The 16,243-nt window shown below is 67.1% G+C and carries 11 protein-coding genes and 1 tRNA gene; 2 read left to right on the top strand and 10 right to left on the bottom strand.

The genetic code is table 11. The annotated features are described in order from the left end of the window. Positions 1-55: 55 nt before the first annotated feature. The 10 genes from ABT114_RS17410 to ABT114_RS17365 form a co-directional block, all read right to left on the bottom strand. Positions 56-3,955, bottom strand: a complete 3,900-nt coding sequence (locus ABT114_RS17410; RefSeq protein WP_351143354.1) for a DNA-directed RNA polymerase subunit beta' — start codon at positions 3,953-3,955, stop codon at positions 56-58. A gap of 94 nt (positions 3,956-4,049) precedes the next feature. After that, complete coding sequence (gene rpoB, locus ABT114_RS17405) at positions 4,050-7,535, bottom strand: DNA-directed RNA polymerase subunit beta (protein WP_351143352.1); 3,486 nt, start codon at positions 7,533-7,535, stop codon at positions 4,050-4,052. 610 nt (positions 7,536-8,145) lie between these two features. Continuing rightward, positions 8,146-8,529 (bottom strand): 50S ribosomal protein L7/L12, encoded by a 384-nt coding sequence (rplL, locus tag ABT114_RS17400; protein WP_351143351.1) that lies wholly within the window; start codon positions 8,527-8,529, stop codon positions 8,146-8,148. Between the two features lie 112 nt (positions 8,530-8,641). After that, complete coding sequence (gene rplJ / locus ABT114_RS17395; RefSeq protein WP_351143349.1) at positions 8,642-9,172, bottom strand: 50S ribosomal protein L10; 531 nt, start codon at positions 9,170-9,172, stop codon at positions 8,642-8,644. A gap of 404 nt (positions 9,173-9,576) precedes the next feature. Next, the gene (locus tag ABT114_RS17390; RefSeq protein WP_351143347.1) at positions 9,577-10,449 is read right to left on the bottom strand and encodes an SCO4651 family lipoprotein; all 873 of its coding nucleotides are present in this window, start codon (positions 10,447-10,449) and stop codon (positions 9,577-9,579) included. Between the two features lie 138 nt (positions 10,450-10,587). Further along, positions 10,588-11,313: a 50S ribosomal protein L1 gene (rplA, locus tag ABT114_RS17385; protein WP_351143345.1), complete on the bottom strand. Its 726-nt coding sequence runs from the start codon at positions 11,311-11,313 to the stop codon at positions 10,588-10,590. An 87-nt stretch (positions 11,314-11,400) separates the two neighbouring features. Then, the gene (rplK, locus tag ABT114_RS17380; RefSeq protein ID WP_018543896.1) at positions 11,401-11,835 is read right to left on the bottom strand and encodes a 50S ribosomal protein L11; all 435 of its coding nucleotides are present in this window, start codon (positions 11,833-11,835) and stop codon (positions 11,401-11,403) included. A gap of 184 nt (positions 11,836-12,019) precedes the next feature. Continuing rightward, positions 12,020-12,919, bottom strand: a complete 900-nt coding sequence (gene nusG, locus ABT114_RS17375) for a transcription termination/antitermination protein NusG (RefSeq protein WP_351143343.1) — start codon at positions 12,917-12,919, stop codon at positions 12,020-12,022. Between the two features lie 81 nt (positions 12,920-13,000). After that, positions 13,001-13,288: a preprotein translocase subunit SecE gene (gene secE / locus ABT114_RS17370; RefSeq protein WP_351143341.1), complete on the bottom strand. Its 288-nt coding sequence runs from the start codon at positions 13,286-13,288 to the stop codon at positions 13,001-13,003. A 108-nt stretch (positions 13,289-13,396) separates the two neighbouring features. Further along, positions 13,397-13,469: transfer RNA gene (locus ABT114_RS17365), tRNA-Trp, on the bottom strand. A 281-nt stretch (positions 13,470-13,750) separates the two neighbouring features. Here ABT114_RS17365 and ABT114_RS17360 point away from each other — a divergent pair. Both ABT114_RS17360 and ABT114_RS17355 read left to right on the top strand, forming a co-directional pair. Continuing rightward, positions 13,751-14,977 carry a pyridoxal phosphate-dependent aminotransferase gene (locus ABT114_RS17360; protein WP_351143339.1) on the top strand — a complete coding sequence of 409 codons (1,227 nt, stop codon included), beginning with the start codon at positions 13,751-13,753 and terminating at the stop codon, positions 14,975-14,977. Between the two features lie 121 nt (positions 14,978-15,098). Continuing rightward, positions 15,099-16,130: an adenosine deaminase gene (locus tag ABT114_RS17355; RefSeq protein WP_351143337.1), complete on the top strand. Its 1,032-nt coding sequence runs from the start codon at positions 15,099-15,101 to the stop codon at positions 16,128-16,130. The last annotated feature ends 113 nt before the right edge of the window (positions 16,131-16,243 follow it).

Below are 16,243 nucleotides of genomic sequence, written 5' to 3'. Positions count from 1 at the left end.
AAGGGCGGCCACCCCACGGGGTGACCGCCCTTCAGTGCTTCAGACGTACTGCGCCTTACTGGTTGTACGGACCGTAGTCGTAGTCCTCCAGCGGAACGGCCTGGCCGGAGCCCGTGCCGAACGGCGAGTAGTCGATGTCGTCGTAGCCGACGGCCGAGTACATCGCGGCCTTGGCCTCCTCGGTCGGCTCGACCCGGATGTTGCGGTAGCGGGACAGACCCGTACCGGCCGGGATGAGCTTACCGATGATGACGTTCTCCTTGAGGCCGATCAGGGAGTCGGACTTGGCGTTGATCGCCGCGTCCGTCAGAACCCTGGTCGTCTCCTGGAAGGACGCCGCCGACAGCCAGGACTCCGTGGCCAGCGAGGCCTTGGTGATACCCATGAGCTGCGGACGACCGGAGGCCGGGTGACCGCCCTCCTGGACCACACGACGGTTCTCGGTCTCGAACTTCGAGCGCTCGACCAGCTCGCCGGGCAGCAGCTCGGCGTCGCCGGACTCGATGATCGTCACACGGCGCAGCATCTGCCGGATGATGATCTCGATGTGCTTGTCGTGGATCGACACACCCTGCGAGTTGTAGACCTTCTGGACCTCGCCGACCAGGTGGACCTGGACGGCACGCTGGCCCAGGATGCGCAGCACGTCGTGCGGGTTGGTGGCACCCACGGTGAGCTTCTGGCCCACCTCGACGTGCTCGCCCTCGCTGACCAGGAGTCGGGCGCGCTTCGAGATCGGGAACGCCGTCTCGTCGCTGCCGTCGTCCGGCGTGATGACGATCTTCTTGGTCTTCTCGGTCTCCTCGATCCGCACGCGGCCGGAGGCCTCGGAGATCGGGGCGACACCCTTCGGGGTACGGGCCTCGAAGAGCTCGACGACACGCGGCAGACCCTGGGTGATGTCGTCACCGGCCACACCACCGGTGTGGAAGGTACGCATCGTCAGCTGGGTACCGGGCTCACCGATGGACTGGGCGGCGATGATGCCGACCGCCTCACCGATGTCGACCAGCTTGCCGGTGGCCAGCGAGCGGCCGTAGCACATCGCGCAGGTACCGACGGTCGACTCACAGGTCAGGACCGAGCGGGTCTTGACCTCCTCGACGCCCGCGGCGACCAGCTGGTCGATGAGGACGTCACCGAGGTCGACGCCCGCCGGGGCGAGCACCTTGCCGTCGACGACGATGTCCTCGGCGAGGCAGCGCGCGTACACGCTGGTCTCGGCGTTGTCCGCCTTGCGCAGGACACCGTCGGCGCCGCGCTCGGCGATGGCCAGCTTGAGGCCGCGCTCGGTGCCGCAGTCCTCCTCGCGGATGATGACGTCCTGCGAGACGTCCACCAGACGACGGGTGAGGTAACCCGAGTCGGCGGTACGCAGGGCGGTGTCCGCCAGACCCTTACGGGCACCGTGCGTGGAGATGAAGTACTCCAGCACGGAGAGGCCCTCACGGAAGGACGCCTTGATCGGACGCGGGATGGTCTCGTTCTTCGCGTTCGACACCAGACCACGCATACCGGCGATCTGCCGCATCTGCATCATGTTTCCTCGGGCACCCGAGTCAACCATCATGAAGATGGGGTTCGTCTTGGGGAAGTTCTCGTTCATCGCCTCGGCGACCTCGTTGGTCGCCTTGGTCCAGATCGCGATGAGCTCCTGAGTGCGCTCTTCCTTGGTGATCAGACCGCGCTCGTACTGCTTCTGGACCTTCTCGTCCTGCGCCTCGTAGCCCGCGACGATCGCCTTCTTCGCCTCGGGGACGACGACGTCGGAGATGGCCACGGTGACACCGGAGCGGGTGCCCCAGTAGAAGCCGGCCGCCTTCAGGTTGTCGAGCGTCGCCGCCACGATGACCTTGGGGTAGCGCTCCGCGAGGTCGTTGACGATCTCGCCGAGCTGCTTCTTGCCCACCGAGTAGTCGACGAACGGGTAGTCCTCGGGCAGCAGCTCGTTGAAGAGCGCGCGGCCCAGGGTCGTACGCAGGCGGAAGGTGTCACCCTGCTGCCACTCCGGCTCGCCCTCCTCCCGCGCCGGCGGGGTCCAGCCGCGCGGCGGGATGGTGCCCACCGGGAAGCGGATGTCGACCGCGGACTGGAGCGCGAGCTCACCGGCGTCGAACGCCATGGTCGCCTCGGCCGTGGAGCCGAACGCCCGGCCCTCGCCCTTGGTGTCGCGCAGCTCACCGTCGGTCGTCAGGAAGAACAGACCGAGGACCATGTCCTGGGTCGGCATCGTCACCGGACGGCCGTCGGCGGGCTTGAGGATGTTGTTCGAGGACAGCATCAGGATGCGGGCCTCGGCCTGCGCCTCCGCGGACAGCGGCAGGTGCACGGCCATCTGGTCACCGTCGAAGTCCGCGTTGAACGCGGTGCAGACGAGCGGGTGGATCTGGATGGCCTTGCCCTCGACCAGCTGCGGCTCGAAGGCCTGGATGCCGAGGCGGTGCAGGGTGGGCGCACGGTTCAGCAGAACCGGGTGCTCCGCGATGACCTCTTCGAGGACGTCGTACACGACCGTGCGGCCGCGCTCGACCATCCGCTTGGCGCTCTTGATGTTCTGCGCGTGGTTCAGGTCGACCAGACGCTTCATCACGAACGGCTTGAAGAGCTCCAGCGCCATGGCCTTGGGCAGACCACACTGGTGCAGCTTCAGCTGCGGACCGACGACGATCACGGAACGCGCGGAGTAGTCCACACGCTTACCGAGCAGGTTCTGACGGAAACGACCCTGCTTGCCCTTGAGCATGTCGGACAGCGACTTCAGCGGACGGTTGCCGGGGCCCGTGACCGGGCGACCACGACGGCCGTTGTCGAAGAGCGCGTCGACGGCCTCCTGAAGCATGCGCTTCTCGTTGTTCACGATGATCTCGGGCGCGCCGAGGTCAAGGAGTCGCTTCAGACGGTTGTTGCGGTTGATCACACGGCGGTACAGGTCGTTCAGGTCGGAGGTCGCGAAGCGGCCACCGTCCAGCTGCACCATCGGGCGAAGGTCCGGCGGGATGACCGGGACGCAGTCGAGGACCATGCCCTTGGGGCTGTTGGAGGTCTGCAGGAAGGCAGACACGACCTTCAGCCGCTTCAGCGCACGGGTCTTCTTCTGGCCCTTGCCGGTGCGGATGATCTCGCGGAGCTTCTCGGCCTCCTCGTCGAGGTCGAAGGACTCCAGGCGCTTCTGCAGCGCCGCGGCACCCATCGAGCCGTCGAAGTACGTGCCGAAGCGGTCACGCAGCTCGCGGTAGAGCAGCTCGTCACCCTCGAGGTCCTGGACCTTGAGGTTCTTGAACCGGGCCCACACCTCGTCGAGACGGTCGATCTCGCGCTGCGAACGGTCGCGCAGCTGCTTCATCTCACGCTCGGCACCCTCGCGCACCTTGCGGCGCACGTCGGCCTTGGCACCCTCGGCCTCGAGCTCGGCCAGGTCGGTCTCGAGCTTCTTGGCGCGGGACTCGAGGTCGGCGTCGCGACGGTTCTCGATCTGCTGACGCTCGACGGAGACGTGCGCCTCCAGCGAGGGCAGGTCGCGGGTACGACGCTCCTCGTCCACGAACGTGATCATGTACGCGGCGAAGTAGATGACCTTCTCGAGGTCCTTCGGCGCCAGGTCGAGCAGGTAGCCCAGACGCGACGGGACACCCTTGAAGTACCAGATGTGCGTGACGGGAGCGGCCAGCTCGATGTGGCCCATCCGCTCACGACGCACCTTGGCGCGAGTGACCTCGACGCCGCAGCGCTCACAGATGATGCCCTTGAAGCGGACACGCTTGTACTTGCCGCAGTAGCACTCCCAGTCCCGGGTCGGACCGAAGATCTTCTCGCAGAAGAGTCCGTCCTTTTCGGGCTTGAGCGTGCGGTAGTTGATGGTCTCGGGCTTCTTGACCTCGCCGTGGCTCCACTGACGGATGTCGTCAGCGGTAGCCAGACCGATCCGGAGCTCGTCGAAGAAGTTGACGTCGAGCACTATGCGTCAATCCCTCTCAGGGTTGTAAGTCATGGGGTCTGATACGGGGGTCCTGGGGCCGGCCGGGCTCATGTCGAGCCCGGCCGAACTCCCGTCAGACCTCTTCGACGCTGCTCGGCTCGCGCCGGGACAGGTCGATGCCAAGCTCCTCCGCCGCGCGGAAGACGTCCTCGTCGGTGTCGCGCATCTCGATGGACATGCCGTCCGAGGACAGCACCTCCACGTTGAGGCACAGGGACTGCATCTCCTTGATGAGCACCTTGAAGGACTCGGGGATGCCGGGCTCGGGGATGTTCTCGCCCTTGACGATGGCCTCGTAGACCTTCACGCGGCCGGTGACGTCGTCGGACTTGATGGTCAGCAGCTCCTGGAGGGCGTACGCGGCGCCGTAAGCCTCCAGCGCCCACACCTCCATCTCACCGAAGCGCTGGCCACCGAACTGAGCCTTACCACCCAGCGGCTGCTGAGTGATCATCGAGTACGGACCGGTCGACCGAGCGTGCAGCTTGTCGTCGACCAGGTGGTGCAGCTTCAGGATGTACATGTAGCCGACCGAGATCGGGTCCGGGAACGGCTCACCGGAGCGGCCGTCGAACAGCCGCGCCTTACCGGTCGGGAGCACCATGCGCTCGCCGTCACGGTTCGGGATGGTGTGCTGCAGCAGACCCGCGAGCTCGTCCTCACGCGCACCGTCGAAGACCGGGGTGGCGACGTTGGTGCCCGGGGCGACCTGGTCGGCACCGATGACCTGCAGGCGCTGCGCCCACTCCTCGGCGAGGCCGGAGACGTCCCAGCCGCGGCTGGCGAGCCAGCCGAGGTGGATCTCCAGGACCTGTCCCGGGTTCATTCGGGACGGGACACCGAGCGGGTTGAGGATGATGTCGACCGGGGTGCCGTCCTCCAGGAACGGCATGTCCTCGATCGGCAGGATCTTCGAGATGACACCCTTGTTGCCGTGCCGGCCGGCGAGCTTGTCACCGTCGGTGATCTTTCGCTTCTGCGCCACGTACACGCGCACCAGCTGGTTCACACCGGGGGGAAGCTCGTCGCCCTCCTCGCGGTCGAAGACGCGGACGCCGATGACCTTGCCGATCTCGCCGTGCGGGACCTTCAGCGAGGTGTCACGGACCTCACGGGCCTTCTCACCGAAGATCGCGCGCAGCAGGCGCTCCTCCGGCGTCAGCTCGGTCTCACCCTTGGGCGTGACCTTGCCGACGAGGATGTCGCCGGCGACGACCTCGGCACCGATACGGATGATGCCGCGCTCGTCGAGGTCGGCGAGGACCTCCTCGGAGACGTTCGGGATGTCCCGGGTGATCTCCTCGGGGCCGAGCTTGGTGTCACGGGCGTCGACCTCGTGCTCCTCGATGTGGATCGAGGAGAGGACGTCGTCCTGCACGAGGCGCTGCGACAGGATGATCGCGTCCTCGTAGTTGTGACCCTCCCACGGCATGAACGCCACGAGCAGGTTCTTGCCCAGCGCCATCTCGCCGTTCTCGGTGGCCGGACCATCGGCGAGGACCTGGCCCTCGACGATGCGGTCGCCCTCGTTGACGATGACCTTCTGGTTGACCGAGGTGCCCTGGTTGGAACGGGCGAACTTGGCCAGGCGGTACGTGATGTACGTGCCGTCGTCGTTGGCGGTGGTGATGTAGTCCGCGGAGACCTCCTGGACCACACCCGCCTTCTCGGCCTTGACCACGTCGCCGGCGTCGACGGCGGAGCGGTACTCCATGCCGGTGCCGACGAGCGGGGACTCGGACTTGATCAGCGGCACGGCCTGCCGCATCATGTTCGCGCCCATGAGGGCACGGTTGGCGTCGTCGTGCTCGAGGAACGGGATCATGGCGGTCGCGACCGACACCATCTGGCGCGGCGAGACGTCCATGTAGTCCACGTCGTCACCGGCGACGTAGTCGACCTCGCCGCCACGGCGGCGGACCAGGACGCGGTTCTCGGTGAAGCGCAGGTCGTCGTCGAGCGTGGCGTTGGCCTGCGCGATGACGTAACGGTCCTCTTCGTCGGCCGTCAGGTAGTCGACCTCGTCGGTGACGATGCCGTCGGTGACCCGGCGGTACGGCGTCTCCACGAAACCGAACGCGTTGACGCGGCCGTAGGAGGCGAGCGAGCCGATCAGACCGATGTTCGGGCCTTCGGGCGTCTCGATCGGGCACATGCGGCCGTAGTGCGAGGGGTGCACGTCACGGACCTCGAAGCCGGCCCGCTCACGGGACAGACCACCCGGGCCAAGAGCCGACAGACGGCGCTTGTGGGTGAGACCCGACAGCGGGTTGTTCTGGTCCATGAACTGCGACAGCTGGCTGGTGCCGAAGAACTCCTTGATGGAGGCAACGACCGGCCGGATGTTGATCAGGGTCTGCGGCGTGATCGCCTCGACGTCCTGGGTCGTCATCCGCTCGCGGACGACACGCTCCATACGAGCCAGACCCGTGCGGACCTGGTTCTGGATGAGCTCGCCGACGCTGCGCAGACGGCGGTTGCCGAAGTGGTCGATGTCGTCGGTCTCGACGACGATCGACTGGCCGCTGTCGGCGACCGTCTCGGTCTCGCCCGCGTGCAGCTTCACCAGGTACTTGATCGTCGAGATGACGTCCTCGACGGTCAGGACGCCCGCGTCGAGCGGAGCCTCCGCACCCAGCTTCTTGTTGACCTTGTAGCGGCCGACCTTGGCGAGGTCGTAGCGCTTCGGGTTGAAGTAGAGGTTCTCGAGCAGCGTCTGCGCGGCCTCACGGGTCGGGGGCTCGCCCGGACGCAGCTTGCGGTAGATGTCCAGCAGCGCGTCGTCCTGGCCCTGGGTGTGGTCCTTCTCCAGGGTGGCGCGCATGGACTCGTACTCGCCGAACTCCTCGAGGATCTGCTCGGTGGTCCAACCGAGAGCCTTCAGGAGGACGGTGACGGACTGCTTGCGCTTGCGGTCGATGCGCACACCGACCATGTCGCGCTTGTCGATCTCCATCTCCAGCCAGGCACCCCGGGACGGGATGATCTTGGCGGAGAAGATGTCCTTGTCGGACGTCTTGTCGATGGAGGAGTCGAAGTAGACACCCGGCGAACGGACCAGCTGCGACACCACGACACGCTCGGTGCCGTTGATGACGAAGGTGCCCTTGTTGGTCATGAGCGGGAAGTCGCCCATGAAGACCGTCTGGGACTTGATCTCGCCGGTCTCGTTGTTGGTGAACTCAGCCGTGACGAAGAGCGGAGCCGCGTACGTGAAGTCGCGGTCCTTGCACTCGTCGATGCTGTTCTTCGGGGGCTCGAAACGGTGGTCGCGGAACGTCAGCGACATCGACCCGGAGAAGTCCTCGATCGGAGAGATCTCCTCGAAGATCTCCTCCAGACCGGACTTGGTGGGGACGTCCTGACCGGACTCCAGAGCCGCCTCGACACGAGCCTTCCACGCTTCGTTGCCGAGCAGCCAGTCGAAGCTCTCGGTTTGCAGCGCAAGAAGGTTCGGAACCTCGAGGGGCTCCTTGATCTTTGCAAAGGAGATGCGCAGCGGGGCGGTGCTGGCGCCGTTGTTCATATTCGCGGTCGAGGCAGTGCGCGAGGCGGCCAAGAGGGGGTCCTTCCGAGGGCTCGGACTCACTACGCGCGTACCGGTCCCTCTCCCGTGCACGAAGACAGGCTGTTCCGGATCTGGCTAAAGGGCCAGCTCAGGAATGGTCCGATCGTCGGTGCTCGAGTGAGGGCATGCCCCTGGTGACGGGCAGGGGACAGCTAACAGGCAGCGCAAAGGGTCAGTGTAGCCACTTGGCACACTGATGTCCAGTGCGGGTTTTTCGAGACCCTCGTCGTTCTCGACACCTACGCAAGCCCACGCCCTCAATGCACGTTGATACTGCCCTCTTCGCCGTCGATCCATGCCTCGGATTCGGATCCTTGTGACGACGCGTCCTGAGAATTGCGCGCTGCGTGCGGTTCGTCAAGGCCCCCTTGCCCAAACCGGATGCTGCGCTCGTCACTTGCCGCCTGTCACCAGGGGTCTGGCAGGCACGACGAAGATCACCATACCGCCGGGGACGCCCGGTGCAAGGCAGCCGCCACGGAGCCCCTCGGAACGCCGAAGAGCGACCACCCGGATGGATGATCGCTCTTCGGTGCGTTCGCGTTACAACCCCAGGGGGCCGCTCACGGCGCGCAGAGAGGCCCGAGGGACCTCGAGGGTGTTACTTGACCTCGACGGAGGCGCCGGCGCCCTTGAGGGACTCGGCGGCCTTCTCGGCGGCGTCCTTGGCGACCTTCTCGAGGACGGGCTTCGGGGCGCCGTCCACGAGGTCCTTGGCCTCCTTCAGACCCAGGGAGGTCAGCTCACGCACGACCTTGATGACCTGGATCTTCTTGTCGCCGGCACCCGTGAGGATGACGTCGAACTCGTCCTGCTCCTCAGCGGCCTCGGCGGCGGCGGCCGGACCGGCCGGGCCGGCAACGGCGACCGCGGCGGCGGCGGTGACGTCGAACTTCTCCTCGAAGGCCTTCACGAACTCGGAGAGCTCGATGAGGGTCATCTCCTCGAACTGCGCGAGCAGGTCTTCCTGGCTGAGCTTCGCCATGATGGGCGATCCTTCCACTAAATCGGCTGGTGCCGGGATGTACTGGTGAGGCGGGCGTACGTTCGGCCCGCTACGACCGTCGCCTCAGGCGGCGGTCAATGCGCGAGCCGAATTACTCGGCACCGCCCTGCTCGGCCTGCTTGGCACGAAGCGCCTCCGCGGTGCGGACGAACTTCGACGGGAGCGCCTGGAAGACCTGAGCAGCCTGAGTCTGCTTGCCCTTGAAGGCACCCGCCAGCTTGGCGAGCAGAACCTCGCGGGACTCGAGGTCCGCGAGCTTCTTGATCTCATCGGCGGACAGCGCCTTACCTTCAAGGACACCGCCCTTGATGATGAGGTTCGGGTTGTCCTTGGCGAAGTCACGAAGACCCTTCGCCGACACCACCGGGTCACCGGAGATGAAGGCAACCGCCGTCGGACCGTTGAACAGGTCGTCGAGCGTCGAGATCCCGGCCTCGTTGGCCGCAATCTTGGTCAGCGTGTTCTTCACCACGGCGTACTGGGCGTCGTCACCGAGCGAACGACGCAGCGTCTTGAGCTGCGCCACGGTGAGACCCCGGTACTCGGTCAGCACAGCGGCGTTCGAGCTGCGGAACTGGTCCGCGAGCTCGGCTACCGCGGCAGCCTTGTCGGGCCTTGCCATAGAGCGTCGGCCTCCTTCCGGGTGATGAGGACCGCTCAGAAGGGGCTGGGCAAACGAAACGCCCCGGCGCAGGCGCACGGGGCGTAGCTCGACCGGGTGTTCACGGTGGGAACCACGAACTCCGGGAGCACATCCACAGTCACCTGCGCGGGTCGTCCGCAGTCAGCGGATCCTTCGGCCACCGCGCCCTCGTACGAGCACACGGCAACGACCAGCGGTCTTTGGCTTCTGCACGAGAGTACGTGAGCGGATCGCCGTCAGGCAAATCCGCCCGTACGGGGCTCAGCTCTCGTCGAGATCCTTCACGGTGACCCACTTCTTCGCGGCCTTGGCGACGGCCGCCGCCGACTCGATGGCCGGGGACTCCGCCACGCCCTTCGAGCAGCCGATCGCGTCCCCGGAGTTCAGGACGTGCCTTCCTGCCGCTTCACCAGGTCCTCGAAGTCCTGGGTGTCCGCCGCAGGCGGCTTGTGGACCGAGAACTTCACGCCGTAGTCGCCGTAGTACGCGGTCTGGGTCATCAGGCCCGTCGACATCCGCGCCTTCTCCACCTTCTTGACCAGCAGGTTCCGGTCGTCGACCCAGATGTCCAGGGTCTCGCCCGTGACACCGGCCTCGGTGAGCTGCTTCTTCAGCGCGGCGTCGGAGAGGCCGGCCACGTCCACCGTGCCCGAGTAGTGCCGGGTGCGCACACCGCTCACCTCCTCCTCCCCCGCAGCGCGGACGTCCCCGGAGGCCAGCAGGAGCCTGAGCGGAGGGATGGGGGCGGTGTTGCGGAGCTGGTCCTTGAGGTACGTCCCCGAGTCGCCGGGCAGGGCGTCCAGGTCGTCGTAGTCGTATCTGATCCAGTGCCTGCCGCCCAGCTGCTCCGCGAACCGGGCGCCGACCTTGGCGTAATAGGCGTCGGGCAGCAGCCGGGCCTCCATCGTGGTGGTGCCCAGCTTGCGCATGGTCTCGGCCAGTTCGCCGCCGGTGTACGTGATGCGCAGGGTGCCGGTGGAGTCGCCGGCCCAGTCGAGGGCGCCCTCGGTCTTCGTGGAGAGCATGGCGCCCATGACCGTCGTGGAGGTGATCCGCGCGGAGCCGGCCTTGCCGGTGGCCTCCTCCACGGCGCGCAGGGCGGCCGCGGTGCGGGAGTCGAGGCTGGGCGGGGCGCTGTCGGACTCGCCGGGGCCCGGGGCGGCGTCGCGGCCCGCGGAGGTGCACCCCGCGACCGAGGTCAGCGCGGCTGCCAACAGGAAGGGGAGGATACCGCGCCCGACGAGCCTGTCCCTCATCTGTACCCCCCTTGTGTCCCCCGTGATCTTCACGCTAACCCGGCGCCGCGGAAACGGCACGGGTGTACGCGTAAACGGGAACGGGCCCCGCACCTCGAAAGGTGCGGGGCCCGTGACCGACTGGGGTGAGCGTCAGGCTCAGACCGCGGCCGGGTCCTCCTCGACGAGGAGGTTGCGGGTGCGGTTCGGGTCGATCGGAATGCCGGGGCCGATCGTGGTGCTGATCGCGGCCTTCTTGATGTAGCGACCCTTGGCGGCCGACGGCTTCAGACGGAGGATCTCCTCCAGCGCGGCGCCGTAGTTCTCCACCAGCTTCTCGTCGTCGAAGGACGCCTTGCCGATGATGAAGTGCAGGTTCGAGTGCTTGTCGACGCGGAACTCGATCTTGCCGCCCTTGATGTCGTTGACAGCCTTGACGACGTCCGGGGTGACGGTGCCGGTCTTGGGGTTCGGCATGAGACCACGGGGACCGAGCACGCGGCCGAGGCGGCCGACCTTGCCCATGAGGTCCGGGGTGGCGACGACGGCGTCGAAGTCCAGACGGCCCTTCGCGACCTCGTCGATCAGTTCGTCGGAGCCGACGATGTCGGCGCCAGCGGCCTCCGCGGCCGCAGCACGGTCACCGGTCGCGAAGACCAGGACCCGGGCGGTCTTGCCGGTGCCGTGCGGCAGGTTCACGGTGCCACGGACCATCTGGTCGGCCTTGCGCGGGTCGACACCCAGGCGGAAGGCGACCTCGACGGTGCCGTCGAACTTGGTCGTGGAGGTCTCCTTGGCGAGACGGACGGCCTCGAGCGGGGCGTAGAGCTTCTCCCGGTCGATCTTGGCGTCCGCAGCGCGGAGAGACTTGCTGCGCTTGCTCACTACTGCTCCTGTGTGTGTCTTGAGGAGTCGTGGTACGGGCCGAGCAGGCCCTGCCACGGTTCTACGAAGGTGCTACGGGGCTGGGGTTCAGCCCTCGACCGTGATGCCCATGGAACGGGCGGTGCCGGCGATGATCTTCGACGCGGCGTCCAGGTCGTTGGCGTTGAGGTCGGGCATCTTGGTGGTGGCGATCTCGCGGACCTGCGCCTCGGTGATCTTGGCGACCTTGGTCTTGTGCGGCTCGCCGGAGCCCTTCTCGACACCCGCGGCCTTGAGGATCATCTTCGCGGCCGGCGGAGTCTTGGTGACGAAGGTGAAGGAACGGTCTTCGTAGACCGTGATCTCCACCGGGATCACCCAGCCACGCTGCGACTCGGTCGCGGCGTTGTAGGCCTTGCAGAACTCCATGATGTTGACGCCGTGCTGACCGAGCGCGGGGCCGACCGGCGGGGCCGGGTTCGCCGCACCGGCGTTGATCTGGAGCTTGATAAGCCCCGTGACCTTCTTCTTCTTGGGAGGCATGTGCTCTCTCCGGGTCCTAGTGAGAGTTTTCAGCTTCCGTCCGGATCATCCGGATGGAGGCATACCGCACAACGATAACGGGTATCCATGCGCGGCCAAAAACCGAGCAGGTCAGACCGGCTGCGAGAGCCCGTCTGACCTGTTCGGAGGCGTGTGGTCCGGAAGGACTGGATCAGTTTCCGGATCAGTTCTTCTGGATCTGGTCGAAGGAGAGCTCGACCGGCGTCTCGCGGCCGAAGATCTCCACCAGGCCCTTGACCTTCTTCGAGTCGGGGTTGATCTCGTTGATGGTCGCCTGGAGCGTGGCGAACGGGCCGTCGGTGACGGTGACCGAGTCGCCGACCTCGAAGTCCAGCACCTGGACCTCGACCTTGCGCTGCGGAACCGGCTTGCCCTCGGCCTCGGCGGCCTCACGGGCGGCCTTCTCCTCGGCCTCCGGGGCGAGCATCTTGACGATCTCGTCCAGGGTCAGCGGGTACGGGTCGTAGGCGTTGCCCACGAAGCCGGTGACGCCGGGGGTGTTGCGGACGACGCCCCAGGACTCGTTCGTCAGGTCCATGCGCACCAGCACGTAGCCGGGGAGCTTGTTCTGGCGGATGGTCTTGCGGTCGCCGTTCTTGATCTGGACGACCTCTTCCTGCGGCACCTCGGCCTGGAAGATGTAGTCCTCGACGTTCAGCGAGACGGCACGCTGCTCGAGGTTGGTCTTCACGCGGTTCTCGTAACCGGCGTAGGTGTGGATCACGTACCACTCGCCGGGCAGGGAGCGCAGCTCCTCGCGGAGGGCCTCGACGGGGTCGACGGGCTCGGTCTCCTCTTCGGCGACCTCGTCCTCGACGGTCTCCTCTTCGGCGACCTCGTCCTCGACGGACTCCTCTTCGGCGACCTCGTCCTCGACGGACTCGTCCTCGGCGATCTCGTCCTCGTCCACGACGTTCAGCGCGGCCTCCTCGGCCGGCTCACCCGCCTCGGCTTCAGCAACCTCGAACTCGTCCTGCTCGTCGGCGCCCTCGACGATGTCGAGCTCGTCATCCACGGACTCGTCCGGCTCGATGGCGTCGTCGTTCAGGTTGGCGTCAGACACGGTGGCTGCTTCTTCCTGGATACATAGGGGTGGAACGCGCGAAAGGGACGCCGGTAACCGCGGCGCCCTTCGCTTGCCGGCTCAGCCGAAGACGTACTTGGCTGCGTGGCTGAGCCCATAGTCAATCACGGTCACCAGGCCGATCATGATGACGACGAAGACGATCACTACGGTCGTGTACGTCGTCAGCTGGTTGCGCGTAGGCCAGACGACCTTACGAAGTTCCGCTACGACCTGCCGGTAGAAGAGCGCGAGTCGCTTCAGCGGGCCCTTCTTGGCGCGCTTGCCGCCCTTGCGGGCCTTCTTCTTGGACTCCGGCGCCTCGTCCTGGGCATCAGGCATGTCGATGGAGCCCACGGCGTCCGCCATTCGTCCTCACCTGATTCCGGGTCGTGGCCGTGCCGCGCCCGGTTGAGCCGCACGGCGGTGCATTACTGTACGTACATGCGCACACATCACTGGCGAAGGTGTGTGTAGCAGGGCCGGAGGGACTTGAACCCCCAACCGCTGGTTTTGGAGACCAGTGCTCTACCAATTGAGCTACGACCCTTTGTGTGTCCCCAACGTACCGCATCCAACCGGGTGCTCGGTGTACACCTGGTGAGGGCGGGCCGCTGAGGGCCAACGAGGTGAGAGTGTACGTGCTTCGGGGCCGGTCGTCGAACAGAAAGTGCCCGTGAGGGCACTCGGGGCGGAAGATCACCCGAGGACTGACGGAAGATCACCCAGGCCACCGCCGGAATCCGGACTGTTGTTCACTGGGGGACCCGGTGCTGTTCAGTCTGTGAAACCCGTGTGCCGGGGGCGTTTCCGGTCTGAAACGATGGGTCCATGAGCGCTGCAACCCCTCCCACCGAGCGCCGGGTCTCGGCCCGCATCGGCGCGATCTCCGAGTCCGCCACCCTCGCCGTGGACGCCAAGGCCAAGGCCCTGAAGGCCGCCGGGCGTCCGGTGATCGGATTCGGCGCCGGCGAGCCCGACTTCCCGACCCCGGACTACATCGTCGATGCGGCCGTCGAGGCCTGCAAGAACCCGAAGTACCACCGCTACACGCCGGCCGGCGGCCTGCCCGAGCTGAAGGCCGCCATCGCCGCGAAGACGCTGCGCGACTCCGGCTACGAGGTCGACGCGTCCCAGATCCTGGTGACCAACGGCGGCAAGCAGGCCATCTACGAGGCGTTCGCCGCGATCCTCGACCCGGGCGACGAGGTCATCGTCCCGGCGCCGTACTGGACGACGTACCCGGAGTCGATCCGGCTGGCCGGCGGTGTGCCGGTCGAGGTCGTCGCGGACGAGACGACCGGTTACCGGGTCTCGGTGGAGCAGCTGGAGGCGGCCCGCACCGAGAACACCAAGGTGCTGCTCTTCGTCTCCCCCTCCAACCCGACCGGCGCGGTCTACACCCGCGAGCAGATCGAGGAGATCGGCCGCTGGGCCGCGGAGAAGGGCCTGTGGGTCCTGACCGACGAGATCTACGAGCACCTCGTCTACGGCGACGCGGAGTTCCACTCCCTGCCGGTGGTCGTGCCCGAGCTGGCCGACAAGTGCATCGTGGTCAACGGTGTCGCCAAGACGTACGCCATGACGGGCTGGCGCGTGGGCTGGGTCATCGGCCCGAAGGACGTCGTCAAGGCCGCGACGAACCTCCAGTCGCACGCCACGTCGAACGTCTCCAACGTGGCCCAGGTGGCCGCCCTGGCCGCCGTCTCCGGCGACCTGTCGGCCGTCGCGAAGATGCGCGAGGCCTTCGACCGGCGCCGCAAGACGATCGTGCGGATGCTGAACGAGATCGACGGCGTGCTCTGCCCGGAGCCCGAGGGCGCGTTCTACGCGTACCCGTCGGTGAAGGATCTGCTGGGCAAGGAGATCCGCGGCAAGCGCCCGCAGGACACGGTCGAGCTGGCCGCGCTGATCCTGGAGGAGGCCGAGGTCGCGGTGGTTCCGGGCGAAGCCTTCGGTACGCCGGGCTACCTGCGGCTGTCCTACGCGCTGGGTGACGAGGACCTCGTCGAGGGCGTGAGCCGGATCCAGAAGCTGCTGGCGGAGGCGCAGGACTGAGGTCCTCCGTACATGGGGCACCCGAGACGTCGTTCCCGGGTGCCCCGTTTGTTTGTGCGAGCAAGACCACGATCGGGGAAAGAGCTACCGGGACGACGGGGACGTACGGCAGGATCCTTGGATGGAGCGTGTACGTGATGTCTCTGAGCTGCCGAAGGCCCATCTGCACCTGCACTTCACCGGGTCGATGCGGCCCAGCACCGTGCTGGAACTGGCCGACAAGTACGGGGTGCGGCTGCCCGACGCGCTGACCGAGGCGCTGACCAGCGGGGAGCCGCCGAAGCTGCGGGCGACGGACGAGCGGGGCTGGTTCCGCTTCCAGCGCCTGTACGACGCGGCGCGCTCGTGCCTCAGGAAGCCGGAGGACATACAGCGGCTGGTGCGGGAGGCGGCGGAGGAGGATGTGCGGGACGGTTCGGGCTGGCTGGAGATCCAGGTGGACCCGACGTCGTACGCCCCTCGCCTGGGCGGGCTGATTCCGGCGCTGGAGATCATCCTGGACGCGGTGGAGACGGCGTCGCGGGAGACCGGGCTCGGCATGCGGGTCCTGGTGGCCGCGAACCGGATGAAGCATCCCCTGGACGCCCGTACGCTGGCCCGCCTCGCCGTGCGGTACGCCGACCGGGGGATCGTCGGTTTCGGGCTGTCGAACGACGAACGCCGGGGCATGGCGCGGGACTTCGACCGTGCGTTCGCCATCGCCCGTGACGGTGGGCTGCTCGCGGCGCCGCACGGTGGCGAGCTGACGGGACCGGCCTCGGTGCGCGACTGCCTGGACGACCTGGACGCCTCGCGGATCGGGCACGGGGTGCGGGCGGCGGAGGACCCGCGGCTGCTGAAGCGGCTCGCCGACCGGGGCGTGACCTGCGAGGTGTGCCCGGCCTCGAACGTGGCACTCGGCGTCTACGACAAGCCGGAGGACGTGCCGCTGCGGACCCTGTTCGAGGCGGGCGTCCCCTTGGCCCTGGGCGCCGACGACCCGCTGCTGTTCGGCTCCCGGCTGGCGGCCCAGTACGACATCGCCCGCCACCACCACGGCTTCACGGACGCCGAACTGGCGGAGCTGGCCCGGCAGTCCGTACGGGGCTCTGCGGCACCGGCAGACGTGAAGGCGAAGCTGCTGGCGGGGGTGGACGACTGGCTGACCGCCTAACGGTGGTCGGCGGCTTCCCGCCCGGGGGCCGTTCCATCTCGCGCTCAGACGTGGCCGACGCGATGCCGGCGATGACCGGGGACGCGGGGACGGCGGTGAGGCAAGGGGTGGGC

It is taken from the genome of Streptomyces sp. NPDC002088 (assembly GCF_040296605.1).
Taxonomy (GTDB): Bacteria; Actinomycetota; Actinomycetes; order Streptomycetales; family Streptomycetaceae; genus Streptomyces.
Note: the sequence above shows the minus strand (reverse complement) of the source record. Positions and strands in the feature narration are given on the sequence as shown.